The sequence below is a fragment of the Actinokineospora bangkokensis genome (assembly GCF_001940455.1).
Classification (GTDB): domain Bacteria; phylum Actinomycetota; class Actinomycetes; order Mycobacteriales; family Pseudonocardiaceae; genus Actinokineospora; species Actinokineospora bangkokensis.
In genome coordinates this window covers 49,399-66,988 of record NZ_MKQR01000007.1, presented here as the reverse complement: position 1 = coordinate 66,988, position 17,590 = coordinate 49,399, and the positions used below count along the sequence as shown (strand labels likewise).

Annotated in this window: 16 protein-coding genes; 4 read left to right on the top strand and 12 right to left on the bottom strand. The window is 73.6% G+C overall.

Features of this window, described 5'->3' with window-relative positions; translation table 11 throughout:
• Nucleotides 1–192: 192 nt before the first annotated feature.
• The 7 genes from rpsO to BJP25_RS04545 all read right to left on the bottom strand — a co-directional run bounded on the left by rpsO (nucleotide 193) and on the right by BJP25_RS04545 (nucleotide 6,632).
• A complete protein-coding gene (gene rpsO, locus BJP25_RS04575) occupies nucleotides 193–462 on the bottom strand; it encodes a 30S ribosomal protein S15 (RefSeq protein ID WP_075973521.1) in 270 nt (89 codons plus the stop codon).
• 132 nt (nucleotides 463–594) lie between these two features.
• Nucleotides 595–1,107, bottom strand: coding sequence for a 2'-5' RNA ligase family protein (locus BJP25_RS04570; protein WP_075973520.1), 513 nt, complete (start codon nucleotides 1,105–1,107; stop codon nucleotides 595–597).
• Nucleotides 1,104–1,574, bottom strand: a complete 471-nt coding sequence (locus BJP25_RS04565; protein ID WP_075973519.1) for a transcriptional regulator — start codon at nucleotides 1,572–1,574, stop codon at nucleotides 1,104–1,106. The genes BJP25_RS04570 and BJP25_RS04565 overlap by 4 nt, the downstream gene beginning before the upstream one ends.
• Nucleotides 1,575–1,724: 150 nt before the next feature.
• A complete protein-coding gene (locus tag BJP25_RS04560; protein ID WP_075973518.1) occupies nucleotides 1,725–2,669 on the bottom strand; it encodes a bifunctional riboflavin kinase/FAD synthetase in 945 nt (314 codons plus the stop codon).
• Between the two features lie 52 nt (nucleotides 2,670–2,721).
• Nucleotides 2,722–3,594 carry a tRNA pseudouridine(55) synthase TruB gene (truB, locus tag BJP25_RS04555; protein WP_075973517.1) on the bottom strand — a complete coding sequence of 291 codons (873 nt, stop codon included), beginning with the start codon at nucleotides 3,592–3,594 and terminating at the stop codon, nucleotides 2,722–2,724.
• A 267-nt stretch (nucleotides 3,595–3,861) separates the two neighbouring features.
• Nucleotides 3,862–5,226, bottom strand: coding sequence for an MFS transporter (locus BJP25_RS04550; RefSeq protein ID WP_075973516.1), 1,365 nt, complete (start codon nucleotides 5,224–5,226; stop codon nucleotides 3,862–3,864).
• A gap of 104 nt (nucleotides 5,227–5,330) precedes the next feature.
• Entirely contained in the window at nucleotides 5,331–6,632 is a 1,302-nt protein-coding gene (locus BJP25_RS04545; protein WP_075973515.1) for an MATE family efflux transporter, read from the bottom strand.
• Between the two features lie 61 nt (nucleotides 6,633–6,693).
• Here BJP25_RS04545 and BJP25_RS04540 point away from each other — a divergent pair, with 61 nt between their 5' ends.
• The gene (locus tag BJP25_RS04540) at nucleotides 6,694–7,209 is read left to right on the top strand and encodes a CGNR zinc finger domain-containing protein (protein WP_075973514.1); all 516 of its coding nucleotides are present in this window, start codon (nucleotides 6,694–6,696) and stop codon (nucleotides 7,207–7,209) included.
• A 10-nt stretch (nucleotides 7,210–7,219) separates the two neighbouring features.
• On the opposite strand, the gene BJP25_RS36075 is transcribed toward BJP25_RS04540, so the two are convergent.
• Nucleotides 7,220–7,351, bottom strand: coding sequence for a hypothetical protein (locus BJP25_RS36075; RefSeq protein ID WP_269844519.1), 132 nt, complete (start codon nucleotides 7,349–7,351; stop codon nucleotides 7,220–7,222).
• 128 nt (nucleotides 7,352–7,479) lie between these two features.
• Here BJP25_RS36075 and BJP25_RS36070 point away from each other — a divergent pair, with 128 nt between their 5' ends.
• Nucleotides 7,480–8,661 (top strand): helix-turn-helix domain-containing protein, encoded by a 1,182-nt coding sequence (locus tag BJP25_RS36070; protein ID WP_075973513.1) that lies wholly within the window; start codon nucleotides 7,480–7,482, stop codon nucleotides 8,659–8,661.
• A gap of 224 nt (nucleotides 8,662–8,885) precedes the next feature.
• Here the strand turns inward: BJP25_RS36070 and BJP25_RS04530 are convergent, their stop codons facing one another.
• On the bottom strand, nucleotides 8,886–9,341 hold the full coding sequence (locus tag BJP25_RS04530; protein WP_075973512.1) for an acyl-CoA thioesterase: 456 nt from the start codon (nucleotides 9,339–9,341) through the stop codon (nucleotides 8,886–8,888).
• Nucleotides 9,342–9,462: 121 nt separating this feature from the next.
• Between BJP25_RS04530 and BJP25_RS04525 the strand changes: the two genes are divergently transcribed.
• Nucleotides 9,463–10,359, top strand: coding sequence for a proline iminopeptidase-family hydrolase (locus tag BJP25_RS04525; RefSeq protein WP_075973511.1), 897 nt, complete (start codon nucleotides 9,463–9,465; stop codon nucleotides 10,357–10,359).
• Nucleotides 10,360–10,455: 96 nt separating this feature from the next.
• On the opposite strand, the gene BJP25_RS04520 is transcribed toward BJP25_RS04525, so the two are convergent.
• The 3 genes from BJP25_RS04520 to BJP25_RS04510 are packed head-to-tail and all read right to left on the bottom strand — an operon-like array spanning nucleotide 10,456 to nucleotide 13,803.
• Nucleotides 10,456–11,184: an SDR family NAD(P)-dependent oxidoreductase gene (locus BJP25_RS04520; RefSeq protein WP_075973510.1), complete on the bottom strand. Its 729-nt coding sequence runs from the start codon at nucleotides 11,182–11,184 to the stop codon at nucleotides 10,456–10,458.
• A 2-nt stretch (nucleotides 11,185–11,186) separates the two neighbouring features.
• Nucleotides 11,187–12,677: a DHA2 family efflux MFS transporter permease subunit gene (locus BJP25_RS04515; RefSeq protein ID WP_075973509.1), complete on the bottom strand. Its 1,491-nt coding sequence runs from the start codon at nucleotides 12,675–12,677 to the stop codon at nucleotides 11,187–11,189.
• 43 nt (nucleotides 12,678–12,720) lie between these two features.
• A complete protein-coding gene (locus BJP25_RS04510; protein ID WP_198943343.1) occupies nucleotides 12,721–13,803 on the bottom strand; it encodes a ferritin-like domain-containing protein in 1,083 nt (360 codons plus the stop codon).
• A 330-nt stretch (nucleotides 13,804–14,133) separates the two neighbouring features.
• On the opposite strand from BJP25_RS04510, the gene BJP25_RS04505 reads away from it, so the two are divergent.
• On the top strand, nucleotides 14,134–17,145 hold the full coding sequence (locus BJP25_RS04505) for a helix-turn-helix transcriptional regulator (protein WP_084793682.1): 3,012 nt from the start codon (nucleotides 14,134–14,136) through the stop codon (nucleotides 17,143–17,145).
• Nucleotides 17,146–17,590: the final 445 nt, after the last annotated feature.

The window sequence follows — 17,590 nt, the reverse complement described above, 5'->3', positions numbered from 1 at the left end:
GTCCTCGGGCTCCCCGCACTCCCTGTGCGGGGGCGGTCCCGGAGACCACTACCGAGGACCGGCGAACTGGTCCCGCAGCGCGTGTGGCGTGCTCGCCCTGGTTCCTCTTCGTTGCTTGTCAGGTTCGAGTCCCGCCGCGGGGGCGGGACACCCGGGGGGAGGGTCCTCGCGGCCCCTCCCCCCGGGTCGTGCTCAGCGGCGCAGGCCGAGCCGCTGGATCAGCGACCGGTAGCGCTCGATGTCCACCTTGGTCAGGTAGTTGAGCAGCCGGCGGCGGCGGCCGACAAGCAGCAGCAGACCACGACGCGAGTGGTGGTCGTGCTTGTGCTCCTTGAGGTGCTCGGTGAGGTCCTTGATGCGCTTGGTCAGCAGCGCGATCTGGGCCTCGGGCGATCCGGTGTCCGAGTCGTGCACGCCGTACTCGGTGAGGATCGACTTCTTCTGCTCGGTGGTCAGTGCCACTGGGTGCTACTCCTGCTTCGTGACTGTGCCGTGCGGCCCGGGCCGGGAAACCCCCGTCCCCGGGAAGTCGGTGACGGCCGCCACGGACCGCAGCCGCACCCAAATCCCAAGGTTAGCAGTTCTCCCCCCGGGCTACCCCGGCGCCCGGAGTCCCACCTGGTCAACCGGCGTGTACCGGCCGTCCTCGCTGGCGTAGAGCACCAGCGCGGACGGGCTCCACCACGGGCCCGAGTAGTCGACCAGGTCGGCGGCCAACCGCTCCCCCGGCCCCCGGTCCTCCCGCCGCGACCACGTGGCCACGGTGACGTGCGGGGAGTACGCGGGGTGACCGCCCACCGCGAAGTCCGCGGCCTCGGCCAGGGGCTCCAGCGCCCCGGTGCTGTCCCGCACGACCAGGAGGGCCACCGAGGCGAAGGTGCCCGAACCGCGGAGCCGCAGCCTGGGCGCCCGCAACCCGGCGACCTTCTCCCGGAGGGAGGCCAGCCGGGCATGGGGGTCTTCCGCACCGTAATAACCGACGGTGACGTGCCATTGTTCCCGCGGCGTCCGGCGCAGCGGCGGGCGGACGTCCAGCGCGTCCAGCGCGGCGGCGAGGTGGTCGGCGACGGGGTCGGGCAGGGGGAAGGCGGAGAAGTGGCGCGTCACGCGCGCTTGCCCGCCCGGCGGAGCAGGTCGGCCAGGTCGGGGTAGCGGTCGCTGAGCAGGCCCGCCGCGGCGGTGAGGTCGTCCGGGGAGGCGATCCGGCGCAGCGCCATGATCGCGCTGCGGCCGATGTCCACCGGCAGGTTGTCCCTGGTCACCGAGGGCTTGGAGTTGCGGACGTCCTCCAGCGCGCGCTGCAGGGCCTCGCGGCGGCCGGAGGCGACCTCGGGGGTGAGCACCTTGCGCTCCAGCATGATCAGCCGGGCCAGCACGGCCGGGTTGCCGATCTTCGCGCGCCGCCCGGACATCACCTGCGAGAGCATCGGGGCGCTGATGCCCAGCACGTCGGCCAGGTTGGCCTGGGAGACGTCGAAGGCCACGACCAGCCTGCGCACCCGGTCGCCGAGCGGCTCGCCGTACCACTCCCGCTGCAGGGCGATGTTGCGTTGGACGATCTTGTGGTCCTCCACCTGCGCCTCTCCCCTGTGCTCCCGCCCCGAGCGGTCGCTCCGCGGGGCCATCCTGCCAGGCCAGGCCCGATCGCGGGGGCGGAACCGGTGCGAACGGCCCGGCGCGGGGGTCACCGGGTGGATCGGTCCGCGCGGCGGGCGCGTTTCCGCTCAGGCGAGCAGGACCCTGGTCCGCTCGACGTCCTTGTGCATCTGCTCGACCAGCGCCTCCGAGGAGGGGTAGCGCTCCATCCCGCGCAGCCGCTCGACGAAGTCCAGCGCGACCCGCTGGCCGTAGAAGTCCTCGGCGACGTCGAGGACGAACGCCTCCACCCGCCGCTCGCGGCCGGAGAAGGTGGGGTTGGTGCCCACCGACACCGCGGCGTCCAGCGGCCCCCGGTCGGGGGCGTTGAGCAGGGTGAACCGGCAGGCGTAGACCCCGTCGGCGGGCACCGCGGCGAACCGCGGGGTGGACAGGTTGGCGGTGGGGAAGCCCAGTTCGTGCCCCCGGCCGTCGCCGCGCACCACGATCCCCTCCAACCGGTGCGGGCGGCCCAGCGCCACCGCAGCGGCGCGCACGTCGCCCGCGTCGATGCAGGCGCGGATGTAGGTCGAGGAGAAGGTGAGGTCCCCGGCCGACCCCGCGGTGACCAGCGGGGCGCCCTCGGTGGTGAACCCGAAGCGCTTGCCCAGGCCGGCCAGCAGCTCCACGGTGCCCTGCGCGCGGTGGCCGAAGGTGAAGTTCTCCCCCACCACGACCGCGGCCACGTGCAGCCGCTCGACCATCAGCTCGTGGACGAACTCGTCGGCGGGCACCTTGGACAGCTCGGGGGTGAACGGCAGCACGCAGAACACGTCGACGCCCAGCCCCTCGACCAGCTCGGCCTTGCGCCGCAGCGTGGTCAGCTGGGCCGGGTGGCTGCCGGGGCGCACCACCTCGGACGGGTGCGGGTCGAAGGTCACCACCACCGACGGCAGCCCCCGCTCGGCGGCCAGCTCCACCGCCCGCCCGATCAACGCCTGGTGTCCGAGGTGGACACCGTCGAACACGCCGATGGTCGCCACACAGCGACCCCAGCCCCCGGGGAGGTCCGCCAGACCGCGCCAACGCTGCACGCGGCAAGCCTAGTACCCGCGGGTGCCCCCGGCCGGGCTCGGCCCGCGTGGCTCAGGGCACGTTCAGCACGACGAGCGCGCGCGCCGTGCGCCCCTCGTCCACGCCCAGCGCCACGGCCTTGCCCGCCGGGTCGAAGATGCCGTAGGTGCCGCCGATGCCCGCCGCGGGCAGCCGCTTGCCGTGCCCGAGCGCCTGCGCCTCCACCCGGTCGAGGTCGCGCCGCGGGAAGGCGGTGGCCACCGCGGCGTCCATGTCCAGGGAGAGCCCCGGGTCGGTCTCCAACTGCTCCAGCGTCCGGCTCATCCGCAGGTCGAACGGCCCCACCCGGGTGCGCCGCAGCGCGGCCAGGTGCCCCCCGACCCCCAGCGCGGCGCCGAGGTCGCGGGCCAGCGCGCGCACGTAGGTGCCCGAGGAGCAGTCGACCATGACGTCGAGGTCCACCACCCCGTCACCGCGCGTGGTGGCCAGCAGGTCGAACCGGAACACCGTCACCGGCCGCGCGGGGATCTCCACCTGCTCCCCCGCCCGCACCCGCGCGTACGCCCGCTTGCCGTCGATCTTCACGGCGCTCACCGAGCTGGGCACCTGCATGATCTCCCCGGTCAGCGCGGCGACCCCGGCCGCGATGGCCTCGTCGGTCACCCCGGACGGGTCGGCGCCCCCGGTCACCTCGCCCTCGGCGTCGTCGGTGCTGGTCGAGCTGCCCAGCCGGATCGTGGCCAGGTACACCTTCCGGTCCAGCGCCAGGTGCCCGAGCAGCTTCGTCGCCCGCTCCACCCCCAGCACCAGGATCCCGGTGGCCATCGGGTCCAACGTCCCCGCGTGCCCCACCTTCTTCGTCCCGATGATCCGCCGCACCCGGGCCACGACGTCGTGGCTGGTCATCCCCGGCGCCTTGTCGACCACGACAAGACCAGGGGGCACGACCTGCTTGGGCGGCCGGGGGGCCTGGGACCGGGCAGCTGAACGAGGGACCTGCGGGCTGGACACGACCGGCGAGTCTAGAACCCCACCCCCCGCCCCGGCGCAGGGGGATTTCCCCCCGCTCGCCCCCTTCCTCACCCCTGCCGCAAACCCCCACAACAACTCACACGAGTTGGTCCTGCTTGAAGAAGGTGCCCACCCGAGCAAGCCGAGCCCGGACAGCGGATCCCCCCAACCGGGCCCACCACCCAAGCCCCGGGCAAGCTCTCACGCCACGCGCTCAGGCCGGACCTCCGCGACCGGCAGCGCGGGCAGGTCGAAGACCCGCCGCCGGATGCGCACCGGCACGGCCTCCCCCCGCTCCCGCGCCGCGAACACCGCCGCCCTGGCCCGCCGCCACCACACCCAGGTCCGCCAGGTCCCCAGCACCAGCAGCACCGCGATGGCCAGGAACGCCACTCGGAAGTCCGCTGGCGTGGCGTCGGCGGTGTTGCCGCCGAGCAGGACGCCCACCGACAGGCACGTCACCGTGATGGCGCAGAAGCCGCCCACGTTGACCACGCCGGTCGCGGTGCCCACCCGCGCGATCGGGTTGTAGTCGCGGGCCAGCGCGAAGGCGATGCTGCTCGCGGGCCCGCCGATGGACAGCAGACCGATGGCGACGACCACCAGCGGCTTGGGCACGACGCCGCCGGGCCAGCCCAGCAGCACCGCCCACACGGCGGTGGCGGTGCCCAGGTAGGCCCACACGAACGGCAGGCGGGCGGTGGGGTGGCGGGCGGTGAGCTCACCGATGGCGGGGCCGAGCACCAGGGCGACCAGCACCAGCAGGCTCAGCACCGACCCGGCCTGCGCGGCGGTCATGCCCTGGGCTTGGACGAGGTACGGGAAGCCCCAGAGCAGGCCGAGCGAGCTGGGGGCGAACATGGTGCTGAAGTGGACCCAGAAGCCCAGGCGGGTGCCGGGCACCGACCAGGCCGCGCGCACGTGCTGGGCGACCTCGCGGGCGGACAGGGCCGTGGTCTGGGCGGGGGTGCCGCGCGGGGTGTCGCGGACGCGCAGGGCGACGACCAGGGCGTAGCAGGAGGTCAGGGCGCCCGCGGCGGCGAAGGTGGCCGTCCAGCCCGCGCTGTCGAGCAGCAGGGTCAGCGGGACGGTGGCGGCGAGGTTGCCGACCATGCCGAAGGCGGCGGTGAGCGCGGTGTAGGTGGCGTAGCGGTCGCGGGGGAAGTGCGCCGCGCACAGGCGCAGGACGCTGACGAAGGTCATCGCGTCGCCCATGCCGAGGGTGGCCCTGGCCAGCAGGGCGAGCGGGAAGGCGCTCGCGACGGCGAACAGCAGCTGGCCCACGCCCATGAACGCCGCGGCGGTGGTGAGCACCGCGCGCGGGCCGAAGCGGTCGACGAGCAGGCCGGTGGGGACCTGCATGGCGGCGTAGACGCCGATCTGCAGGACGGTGAAGGTGCCCAGGGCGGCCGAGCCGATGTGGAAGCGGTCCGCGGCCTCCAGCCCGGCGACGCCGAGCGAGCTGCGGTGGAACACCGCCAGCAGGTAGACCACCGCCGCGGCGGTCCAGATGAGCAGGGTGCGCCTGCCGGTCCGCGCGCCCAGGGGTGCGGCCACCGACGACATGCAACGCCTCCTCACGCTCCACCGGGTGCATCGCGGTGCGACCACGGGTCGTTAGCGTGCCTAACTGTGCTGGTGCTCACAGGTCATCCGATGACCGGTCCAGTTCACCGGACGGCGCCGACGACCGCCCACCGGCCCGAGCGGGTCCTGGCCACCAGGGTCACCAGCCGCAGCAGCATGAACAGGGCCAACCCGCTCCAGATGCCCACCAGGCCCCAGCCGAGGGCGAACGACACCCACACCACCGGCAGGAACCCGATCAGGCCCGAGGCGAGCGTCGCCGTGCGCAGGAACGCCGCGTCCCCGGCGCCGAGCAGCACGCCGTCGAGCGCGAAGACGACGCCCGCGACCGGTTGCAGCGCCACGAAGAACCACCACGCGTGCGGGATCTCCGCCAGCACCACCGGGTCGGCGGTGAACGCCCGGGGCAGCACCGCGGCCAGCGAGGCGAACAGCACGCCCAGCACCACGCCGAACACAAGCCCGTACTCGGCCAGCGTGCGCGCGAGCCGCCGGGCGCGCCGGTCGTCGCCCCCGCCGAGCGCGGCCCCCACAAGCGCCTGCGCGGCGATCGCGATGGAGTCGAGGACGAGCGCGAGGAACGTCCACAGCTGGAGCACCACCTGGTGCGCGCCCGCCGCGCCGATCGAGGTGCGGGCGGCCACGGCGGCGGCCGAGACGAAGCACGCCTGGAACGCCAGGCTGCGCAGCACGAGGTCGCGGGCGAGCCGCAGCTGCGCCCCCATGGTCGCGGGCACCGGGGCCAGCGGGACGCGCTCGCGGGCCAGCGCCCGCAGGAACAGCGCGCCGCCCACGGCCTGCCCGATGACGTTGGCGATCGCCGAACCCTCGATGCCCCAGTGCAGGTAGTGCACGAACGCCGGGCACAGCACGGCCGACACGGCGTTGCCGAGCAGCACGAGCTTGAGCGGGGTGCGGGTGTCCTGCACGCCGCGCATCCAGCCGTTGCCCGCCAGCGACACCAGGATCATCGGCACGCCGATCAGCGCGATCCGCACCCAGGACTCCGCGGCGTCGGCCAGCGGCCCCGACCCGGCCAGCGCCCGCACCACCGGCCCGGCGAGGGCCTGCCCCACCCCGACCAGCAGCACGCCGATCACCAGGGCCAACCACGTCGCCTGCACCCCCTCGGCGACGGCCGCCTCCCGGTCGCCCGCCCCGTGCAGCCGCGCCGCGCGGGAGGTGGTGCCGTAGGACAGGAACGTCAGCTGGGTGGACACCTGCGCGAGCACAATCGCGCCCACCCCGAGCGCGCCGAGGTAGACGCCTCCCAGGTGGCCGACCACAGCCGTGTCGACCAGCAGGTAAAGCGGCTCGGCGGCGAGCACGGGCAACGCGGGAAGCGCCAACCGCACGACCTGCCGCCAGGTGGCGTCCGCGCCCATCCGTCCTCCCGTAAGGTGCGCACCAGTGATGCGCCCCTGACAGTAACGGTAAGGACCGCCAGTGGACAACGCCACTTACCTCGACATCGCCCTCCGCCTCGCCAACGCGGACCTGACCGACATCCCCGCCCTCCGGGCCGCCCTGCACGACGAGCCCTGGTGGTCCGAGCGCTGCGACGAGACGGACCTGGTCACCCTCCGCGCCGTCCAGGCCGAGCTCAACCACGCCCTCGACGCCGCGGTCGCCGACGACGAGGCCGAGGTGCTCGCCACCGTCAACCGCCTGCTGGCGGCCAACCCGCCCCGCCCCCGCCTCTCCGGCCACAGCGGCACCTGGCACATCCACGTCGCCTCCCCCGACGCACCCCCCGCCACCGAGGTCGCCGCCGCCGCGGGCTGGGGCCTCGCCCAGGCCTTCGTCCACCACGGCACGACCCGCTGGGGCACCTGCGCCGCCGACGACTGCACCAACCACTTCCTCGACCTGTCCACCAACCGCGCCAAGCGCTTCTGCTCCCCCCGCTGCGCCAACCGCGTCCACGTCGCCGCCTTCCGCTCCCGCACCCGCCCCGAGTAGCCGCACCCGGTCACCCGCCGATGCCCCGCAACTCCCGCAGCAGCTTCACCGCCACCGTCCACCGCAGCACCGGCGACCCGAACGGCACGGCCCGCTCCCCCACCGGCCGCGGCGGCAGCCCGCCGTAGACCACGCCCTGCACTCCGTAAAGGGCGCACGACCGAGTGAACCTCGGTGCCAACTTGTCCTTGAGCTGCAAGGAAAGCGCCAATCCGCTGCCGGAAGCGACCGGTACCCTCGGCGGTGGACGGAGCCGAGGGAGGGCGGACCATGACGGGCGACGGCGTTGCCGAGAACGTCAAAGCCGGGCGGGCCGTGCGGCGGTGGACGCAGCAGCGCTTCGCTGACCTGATCGGGTTCTCGGTGTCCACGGTGCGCAAGGTGGAGCAGGGGGCGATCCCGGCTTCGCCCGAGTTCGTGGCGAAGGCGGCGCGGGCGCTGGACGTGCTGCCGGAGCAGTTGGAGGGGACGCCGTTCCTGGGGACGATCCACCAGGACGGGGCGCTGGTGGGGCTCGCCGACCTGCGGGCGGTGCTGGCCGAGGGGGAGCACGTGCGAGCGGTGGCGCCGGACCCGCTGGCGCGGATGGTGGACGACCTCGAACGGGTGAACCTGCTGTACCGCAACGACAAGGGGCGGCAAGCGCTGGCGGGGCTCCCGCTGCTGATCCGGAAGTTCCACGGCGCGCTGCGGGACACGACGTCGGACGGGGAACGGGGGCGGCTCCACTCGTGCCTGGCGTCGGCCTTCGTGACGGCCGAGCGGCTGTGCAGGCGGTTCGGGTTCACGGCCCTGGCGGTGCCCGCGCTGGACCGGCTCGACTGGGCCGCGGAGCGGGCCGACGACCCGCTCTACGCGGCGCAGGCCCGGGTGAAGCGGTGCCGGGTGCTGATGTACCTGGACTCGATCGACGTGGGGCTGGGGTTGGCCGAGCAGGGCATCGACCTGGTGCACGGGGACGACGAGGCGGCGCTGGCGGTGCGGGGTTACGGGCACCTGTGCGGGGCCATCGCCGCCGCGCGGGGGCGGCGGGCGGACACCGCGTGGGCGCACATCGCGCAGGCGCGGGCGCTCGCGCGGCGGGTGAACGGGGAGAGCGACGCCTACGACACGTTGTTCGGGGCGGCGAACGTGGAGATCCACGCGTGCGCGGTGGAACTGGAGGCCGGGGACCCGGGCAAGGCCGCGCGGGTGGGGGCCGAGCTGCGGCTGCCCGAGGCGATCGCGCCGCCGCGAGCAGGCCACCACTGGCAGGACACGGCCCGGGGGTTCCTGCTCGCCGGGGACCCGGGTCGGGCTCTCGACGCGCTGCACCGGGCTCGGCGGGTGGCGCCGCAGCAGACCCGGTTGCACCCGGGGGTGCGGGAGACGGTGCGGGGCATCGCCGTCGCGCAGCGGCGGACCAGCCCGAGCACGGCCGAGTTCGCGCGGTGGGTCGGGCTGGGGCGCTGATCGACCGCGGCGGCGGGCGTTGCCGAGCACCGTGCGGGAACCGATCCGCGGGCACCCGGACCAGCAGGCAGCCAGACCAGCAAGCAGCCGGGCAGACAGGAGCCGGATCACCAAGCAGCTCAGCCAAGGGACAAACCGGACCAGAGAGCTGCCGGGCGGGCCGTTGTGGACTGTCCCAGGAGGACGAAGCCGCCCCAGCCGCGTGGCCGGGGCGGCGCCAGCCGCTACTCCGCGCCGGGGGCGGCGAGGTCGCGCAGGACGGCGCGGGCCTCGTCGGTCCAGGGGGTCGGGCGGTGGGTGGTCTGGTCGAGTCGGATGTGGACGCGCTTGCCCTCGGCGTGGACGGTCTGGGCGTCGGCGGACAGGACGCGGAAGCCGTAGGTGGCGCTGGACTGGCCGAGCTTCTCGACCCAGAGGTGGACGCCGATGGGGTTGGTGCCGCGGATCGGGGAGCGGTAGGAGATGGCGAACTCCGCGACCACGATGACGACGTCGGGCTTGCTGTAGCGGCCGTCGGTGAAGTCGAAGCCGCGGCGGGTCCAGTAGCCGGTGAGGGCGCGCTCCACCAGGACGGGGTAGCGGGTGTTGTGGACCATGCCCATGAGGTCGAGGTCGTCGAAGTGGGTGAACAGGGGCTCGACGTGCCCGAACTCCACGGTGGGCTGTGCCGGGGCGGCCATGGGCGGTCCTTCCTCGGGGGAACCGTTGCCGGGCAACGGTTTTGCCCGATCAGACTACCACCCGGGCAGGCGTTCGGGGGGCGTCAGCGGCAGGTCAGCGGGCGGGGGTTCGCTGTGGGCCATGACGACCGCCCAGCCCTGCCGGTCCGCCGGGGGGAGCATGACCTGGCGCGGGCGGGAGACGTGGTTCCGCGTCGTCGGCGACCCGGGCAGCGCGACCGGTGCCCCGCTCGTGCTCTGCCACGGCGGACCGGGGATGACCCACGACTACCTGCTCCCGTTCAGCCTGCCCGACCGGCTCTGCCTCTACTACGACCAGTTCGGCGCGGGCCGCTCGGGCCGGGGCGCCGTGGACGAGCGGTGGACACCCGAGCTGTTCCTGTCGGAGTTGTCAGAACTTGTCGACCATGTCGGATTTTCCGACGGTTATCACCTGTTGGGCCATTCGTGGGGTGGGATGCTCGCCCTCGATCACGCTACGTGCTCGAACCCCGGCCTGAAATCGGTTACGGCGGTGAGCGCGTTCGCGAAAGCAGCAGACTTCGCCGCCGGGGTGGCACGCTTGGTGGCCGCCCTGCCCCCGGAGACCCGGGCCGCGATCGAGCACCACGAGGCGGCGGGCACCACCGACGACCCCGAGTACCAGCGGGCCGTGCGGGTGTTCTACCGGGCGCACGTCTGCCGCACCAAGCCGGTGCCGGACGCGGTGCTGGCGACCCTGGCGGCGCTGGCCGAGGAGTCCACCGTCTACTCGGCGATGATGGGCCCCAGCGAGTTCACCCTCACCGGGTCGCTGCGGGACTGGGACGCGACCACCCGGCTGGCGGGGGTGCGGGTGCCCGCGCTGCTGGTCTCCGGGGCGCACGACGAGGTGACCCCCGAGGTCTCCCGCGCCCTGCACGAGGCCGTGCCCGGGTCGCGCTGGGAGCTGTTCGAGGGCTCCAGCCACATGTCCCACGTGGAGGAACCCGAGCGCTTCGCCGCCGTGGTGGGCGACTTCCTCGCCCAGCACGACTGACCGGCACGACTGACCTGCGCTCGACGGGCGGGACGACGAACGGCCCCCGGGATCGCCGGGGGCCGTTCGCGCCTGGTGGCACCGTGGGGGGACGTGTCACCAGGGGATGGTGCCCGATTCGGTCAGGAACTCCCGGTCGGGCAGGCTCTCCGCCGGGGCGGTGGCGTGGCGGACGAGCACGGCCGCCCCCTCCTGCACCGACTTGGGCCCGGTGAAGTTGTTCATGTCCGTCGCGACGAAGCCCGGCGAGACCGCGTGCACGGTCACCCCCGAGCCCGCCAGGGCGGCGGCGTAGAACACCGTCGCCATGTTCATCGCGGCCTTCGACGCGCAGTAGGCCAGCAGGTCCGGCCGCTGCGGCGCCCCCTTGGCCACCCGCTCGAACGTGGCCAGCGAGCTGGTCACGTTCACCACGCGGCCACCGGCCTTGCGCAGCGAGGGCAGCATCGCCTGCGTCACGGCCACCACACCGGTGAAGTTGGTGGCGGTGACCTCGGCGACCTGGGCCGGGTCGAGGTCGTCGAGCTCGCGGGCGCTGCCGCGCGGGATGCCGGTCACCCCCGCGTTGTTGACGAGGATGTCCAGGCCCGCGTGCTCCCTGGCCACGTGCTCGCCCGCGGCGCGGACGCTGCCCAGGTCGGTGACGTCGAGGTGCAGGAAGCGGACGTCGCCCTCGATGGCCGCGGCCGCGGCCTCCCCCGCCTCGCGGTTGCGGGCGGAGAGCAGCACGGTGTGGCCCAGGGCCGCGAGCTGGCGGGCGACCTCGTGACCGATGCCCTTGGCGGCACCGGTCACGAGGGCCACCTTGCCGGTGGGGTCGGTCACCGTCACTCCGCGGGGGTCGCGACGGCGGCCGGGGTCCCGCCCGCGGTGGCCGCGGGGGTCTCGGCGGGCTTGGCCGGGGCGGCCTGCTGCGCCGGGGCGGCGGGCGCCGGGAAGCGCAGCCACACCAGGGCCACCAGGAAGGCGATGATCACCAGCACGGTGCAGGCCTGGTAGACCGCCGCGTAGGCGGGCACGTCCAGCGAGCCGTCGGGGCCCGACTTGAGCTGCAGGATCACCGCGCACATCGCGATGCCCAGCGCGCCGCCGAACTGGCGGGCGGTGGTGTTGAGGCCGCTGGAAGAGGCGAACCGGGTCGGCGGGGCGGACACGGCGGCGGCCTGCGAGGTGCCCAGGGTCGCCGAACCCATGCCGAAACCGACCAGGAAGCCGCCCGGCAGCCACAGCGCCAGGAACGCCGGGCCGTCGGTGAGCCCGAAGCTGAACCAGAGACCGCACACCACGAACGCGCCCAGGCCCAGCAGGGTGACCGCGCGCGGCCCACCGATCTTCGGGGCGATCTTGCCCATGCGCAGCGCGGCGATGGAGGCCACGATCGCACCCGGGGTCATCGCCAGGCCCGCCTGCAGCGGCGAGTACGACCACACGTCGATGATGTAGAGCACGCCGACGAGCAGCCACGGGTACTGCGCCATGCCGTAGAACAGCGAGGTGGTGTTGGTGGCCACGAACGTCGGGTTCGACCACAGCGAGGTCTCCAGCGCCGGGACCGGGTGGCGGCGCGAGCGCAGCACGGCCGCGAGCAGCGCCAGCACGCCGACGGCGAAGCAGCCCAGGGTCTTCGCGTCCGCCCAGCCCCAGGTGCCGCCCTCGGTGACGCCCATGGTCAGCCCGCCGACGCCCAGCGCCAGCAGCAGCGTGCCCAGCGGGTCGGGCAGCGCGCCGCGGGTGCCCTTGGCCACCGGCGGGAGCAGGCGCAGGGTGGCCAGCACCAGCAGCACGCCGAAGGGCAGGTTGATGTAGAACACCGAGCGCCAGCCGAACAGGTCGACCAGCACGCCGCCGACGGTGGGGCCGACGGCCGCGGCCAGCGCCGACGCCGCGCTCCACAGGCCGATCGACTGCGCCCGCTTGTCGGCGGGGCCGTCCATCAGCAGGATCGTCAGCGACGCCGGGATCATCGCCGCCGCGCCCGCGCCCTGGACCAGCCTGGCCACGACCAGCGACGGCAGGTTGGGCGCCAGCGCGCAGGCCAGCGACGCGACGGTGAACAGCCCGACGCCACCGGCGAACAGCGCCCGGCGGCCGAGCACGTCGGCCAGCCGCCCGGACGGGGCGAGCAGCGCCGCGAACATCACCGCGTAGGCGCTGATCACCCACGACAGCGAGCTGACCGTCACGGTCGGGAAGGCCTTGTGCAGGTCGGGGACCGCGAGGTTCGCCACGGTCGAGTCCAGCATCGACAGGAACGCGCCCCCCGACGCGGTCAGCAGGATCGCGCGGGTGCGCCCCGCGCTCTTGGTCTCCTCAGTCATCCATCTCTCCTGGTACCGCTGCGGTTGTGTCGGTTCGGGAAGGTCAGTCGTCGTTGGTCGCGTAGTCGATCACGCGGTCCACCTGCTGGATGCGGGCCAGGTCGAGGTCACCGGCGATCTGCTCGTCCTGCGCGATGAGCGCGTCGAGGTCGTGGTGCTCGTAGCCGATGATCCCCATCTCGGCGAACGCGTGGCGCATCTTGTCGCCGAACAGGCCCAGGTCGTTGAGGGTGGGCACGATCCGGGAGAACAGGTGGCTGCGGAACGCCCGGAAGTGCTCGGAGGCCCGCATGTAGGCGATGCACTCGTCGGCGTCGATGTCGAGGTTGCGCCAGACCTCCTCGCCGACGAAGCGCTCCTGCATCGCGTAGCAGGCCTCGATGCAGAACTCCTCGCGCTCGTCGCGCTCGGCCTGGGTGAGCTGCGGGTAGTACTCGCGCAGGGTCAGCCGCCCGAACGCGACGTGGCGGGCCTCGTCCTGCATGACGTAGGTGTTGAGCGCCTGCGCCAGCGGCTCGGTCGCGTTGTCGCGGATCAGGCCGAACGCGGCCAGCGCCAGGCCCTCGATGAGCACCTGCATGCCCAGGTAGGTCATGTCCCAGCGCGAGTCGGAGATGACGTCGTTGAGCAGCGACTTCAGGCTCGGGTTGATCGGGTAGGCCAGCTGGAGCTTCTCCCGCAGGTACCGGGAGTAGACCTCCATGTGCCTGGCCTCGTCCATCACCTGCGTGGCCGCGTAGAACTTCGCGTCCAGGCCGGGGACGGTGTGCACGATCTTCGACGAGCAGATCAGCGCGCCCTGCTCACCGTGCAGGAACTGGGAGAACTGCCACGCGGCGAGGTGGTGGCGCACCATGCCGCGGTCCTTGGGGCCCAGCGAGTCCCAGACCCGCGAGCCGTAGATGGCGATGGTCTGCTCGGGGACGCCCATCGGGTCGTTGCAGTCGACCTCGATCGACCAGTCCAGCCGCTCCGCGGCGTCCCACTGCTTCTGCTTGCCCTTCTCGTAGAGGTTGAGCAGGCGGTCGCGGCCCTCGTCGTACTCCCAGTCGAACACGGTGGTCCCCCCCGTGGGCACCTGCCAGTTCGTCTGGTCGATGGGTAACGCGTACATCCGGGTGCTCACGGGTTCCTCCAGGGGGATCTCGTCAACGCGACCCCGCCGCACCCCGCCGGGGGGTGCTGGTCGCCGCCGCGGACCAGTGTTGGCCGCGCGACCCCCGGGGAGGCAGTGGGGATAACCCTGGGGCGACCCAGGGGGGCACCGCCCGACCTGCGCATTAGCCCATTACCCGCAGTAGCGGGGGACCGATGCGGTGAAATTCGTGATTCCCCCTCCCGCAGGCCGCATAATGGCTCGGGTGACCGCGGAGGGAACCCGGTGCGAAACGGGTGGGTAAGGTCCGGCACCCGGCGCGAGCCGGGTGGAAATTAACTAAGGCCTGAGCACCACGAGGTGCGGACCGTCGGATGGGGGAAGGGCTTGGGCACGCTGGACGACCTCAGCATTTCGGGACTGGATCGGCCACGGGGGACGAGGTTCACAAATCGTACAAACCGGAAGAGGTGGACGGGGCAGCTCGTCGGGCGGGAATACGAGCTCGGTCTGATCACCCGATCATTGGACAATTTGACGAATGGCGCCGCCGACAGCCAACTCGTCGAGCTGACGGGCGACGCCGGGATCGGCAAGACCGCTGTTCTCGGTGAACTCGTCGCCCAGGCGCGCTCCCGGCACGCGGTGGTGCTCGCGGGCAGGCCGCTGCGCGGGACGGGCTACGGGGTGTGGGCCGACGCGTTCGACGACCAGCACCGGCTGGTCGGCGACGTGGTGGCCAGCTGGTCGGTGCTGGAGCGCTCGGAGCTGGCCAGGCTGTTCCCCGGCCTGGCCGCCCACGAGCAGGTGCTGCGCCCGGAGCCGGGGGTGGAGGTGCCATTACCCCGCCCCGCACCGGTGGGCCACCGCCTGGTGCGGGAACTGCTCGAGCGGCTCGCCGTCCCGGCCCTGGTGGTCGTGCTCGACGATGTGCACGCCGCCGACCCCGCCTCCATCGACCTGCTCGGCAGCCTGCTGCGCCGCCCGCCGAGCGCGCCGGTCATGATCGCGGTCGGCTACCGCGACCGGCAGGCCGACGCCCGGCTGCGCGAGGCCATCGCGGGCCGCTCGCGGCAGGTCACCGTCTCCTCGGCCCGGCTGGCCCCGCTCACCGAGCAGGACACCGCCCGGCTGCTGGCAGGCCGCGGCACCGCGAGCTGGACCCAGCAGCTGCACGCCGAGAGCGAGGGCAACCCCGCCTACCTCAAGGTGCTCGCCGCCGAGCGCGCCGCGTTCCCCGGTGGCCCGGCGGGCGGCCAGCTCGACGACCTGCGCCCCGGCGACGCGCCGGTGTTCTTCGACGAGCTGGAGTGCCTGTCCCCCGGCGCCCGCGCCGTGGTGGAGGCCGCCGCCGTGCTCGGCGACGTGTTCGACACCGCCCTGGTGGCGCGCATGCTCCAGCGCCGCGAGGACGGGGTGCTGGCCTCCATCGGCGAGCTCATCCGGCACGACCTGGTGCGCCCGGTGGTGTCCGGGCAGTACTTCGCCCTGCGCCACCCGGTCGTGGCCAGGCTGATCCGCGACACCACCGAGCTGAGCCAGCGGGTGCGGCTGCACACCACCGCCGACGCCGCGCTCCAGGCCCGCGACGCGGCCCCGGCCGCGCGCGCCCCGCACGTGGAGCAGTGGGCCCGCTACGGCGACCTGGACGCGGTGGAGGTCCTGGAGGCCGCGGCGGCGTCGGTGATGGGCACCGACCCGACCAGGGCGGCGGTGTGGCTGCGCACCGCGCTGCGCGTGCTGCCGCAGACCGCGGACCTGGCGGGCAGGCGCGCCGAGATGCTGGTGCGGCTGGCCAAGGCCCGCGGCACCTCCGGCTACCTGCGCGAGTGCCGCGACACCATGCACGAGGCACTGCGCCACCTGCCCGCCGAGCCCCGGGTGCCGCACGCCCGCGCGGTCGCCTTCACCGCGCTGGTGCAGCGGCTGCTCGGCGCGCACGCCGAGACCGACGCGCTGGTGCGCGCCGAGATCGAGGCGCTGGACGCCCCGGAGACCCCGGCCTGCGCCCAGCTCCAGTTCGAGCTGGCCTGCAACGCGCTCAGCCGCGGCGACACCGCGGGCTGCCAGGAGCTGGCCACCCAGGCGCTCGGGGTCGCCGTGCAGCACGCGCTCAACCCGCTGCGCGCGTCCTGCCTCGGCCTGCTCGCCATGGCCAGGGCCACCGCGGGCGACATCGCCCAGGCCCGCGAGGCGCTGCGCGGGGCCACCACCCTGCTCGACGCGATGCTGGACGGCGAGTTCGCCCACAGCCTCACCGCGGTGGTGTGGATCGGCTGGAGCGAGGTGATCCTGGAGCAGCGCGACGACGCGTTCCGGCACTTCGACAAGGCCGTCGAGGTCGCCACCCGCGGCGAGAGCTGGCTGGTGCTGCCGCACCTGCTGGTCGGCTACGTCTTCGTGCTCCGCAACCGGGGGAGGTTGCGCGAGGCGAGGACCGCCGCCGAGCACGCGGTGCACCTGGCCGAGAAGTCCCGCAGCCCCGAGCAGCTGACCAGCGCGCACTCCATGCTCGCCTGGATCGATGTGGCGCTCGGCGAGACCGACCAGGCGCTGGAGAGCGCCATGGTGGCCACCGACAACACCCGCGAGTCGGCCAGCGGCTGGTGCGAGGTGCTGGCGGTGCGCATGCTCGCCGAGGTCCACCTGATGACCCGCAACCACGAGGAGTGCCTGGCCATGGTCGCCGCCGCGGGCGGCCCCGACCTGCCCGCCGCCGACGCCTGCACCCGGGTCGCCTGGTACGAGATCCTCACCAGGGCCGAACTGCTGGCGGGCCGCCACGACGCGGCCGCGGCCTGGGCCGAGCGCGCCCGCGCCACGGCCGCCGACCTCGACCAGCCCGGCCGCATCGCCCTCGCCCAGCTCGCCACCGCCCAGGTCGACGCCACCCGCTGCCCCCGCGCCGCGGTCGACGACGCCCGGGCCGCCCTGCTGGGCCTGGAGGAGTCCGGCATGGCCGTCGACGCCCTGCGCGCCAGGATCGTCCTCGGCACCGCCCTGTGGCACCAGGGCGAGCACGACGAGGGCATGCGCGAGCTCAAGACCGCCGAGACCGCCTTCACCCAGATGGGCGCCCAGACCCTCGCCAGGGCCGCCCGCACCGAACGCCGCCGCCTCGCCGCCAAGACCGCCACCGTCCGCGGCCCCCGCACCGACACCACCACCGGCGGCACCGCCACCCTCACCGGCCGCGAGCGCGAGGTCGCCACCCTCGTGGGCGAGGGCATGACCAACCGCCTCATCGCCCGCAAGCTCCACATCGCCGAGAAGACCGTCGAGATGCACCTCTCCAACGTCTTCGCCAAGCTCGGCGTCACCTCCCGCTCCGGCGTGGCCGCCTACATGACCCGCCAGGGAGCCACCACCTGACCACCGCGGTGGACCACCCGAGTCCACGGTGAACACAGAGCCGGGCCGGTCACCAGACCGGCCCGGCTCTCCACATCAGGCACCAGCTCCGCTTTTCGCGCAACGAGCTGACGCGTCCTCTTGCTCTTCCCACAACGCCACCACCTACGCAGCAGGCGGCCCGGCTACGCCCCTGCTCGATGTGGTGGTTGTGCTTGTCCGGGGAAGGCGATCATGTGCTACCCACGGCGGGGGGTGGGGCCGAAGGCCTCACCTTTTCCCCACCCCGAGCACATGATCGCCGCAGGGGCCCCGGTCAAGCGCAACCACCACATCGAGCCAGCCCCAAAAATCCCGGCTCTTCCACGAGCCGAAGCCGAAGGCGAGGCGACCCAGCACCCCAAGGCGAGGCGGCACCACAACGCAGCTGCGCGAGCAGGCAGCTCGGCTGACCGGCCAGCCAGCC

Bases quoted from the DNA above. Each gene is read 5' to 3' on its own strand.
- BJP25_RS04515 (WP_075973509.1), bottom strand. From the start codon at position 12,677: ATGACTGAGGAGACCAAGAGCGCGGGGCGCACCCGCGCGATCCTGCTG.
- BJP25_RS04530 (WP_075973512.1), bottom strand. From the start codon at position 9,341: ATGGCCGCCCCGGCACAGCCCACCGTGGAGTTCGGGCACGTCGAGCCC.
- BJP25_RS04525 (WP_075973511.1), top strand. From the start codon at position 9,463: ATGACGACCGCCCAGCCCTGCCGGTCCGCCGGGGGGAGCATGACCTGG.
- BJP25_RS04550 (WP_075973516.1), bottom strand. From the start codon at position 5,226: ATGTCGTCGGTGGCCGCACCCCTGGGCGCGCGGACCGGCAGGCGCACC.
- BJP25_RS36070 (WP_075973513.1), top strand. From the start codon at position 7,480: ATGACGGGCGACGGCGTTGCCGAGAACGTCAAAGCCGGGCGGGCCGTG.
- BJP25_RS04545 (WP_075973515.1), bottom strand. From the start codon at position 6,632: ATGGGCGCGGACGCCACCTGGCGGCAGGTCGTGCGGTTGGCGCTTCCC.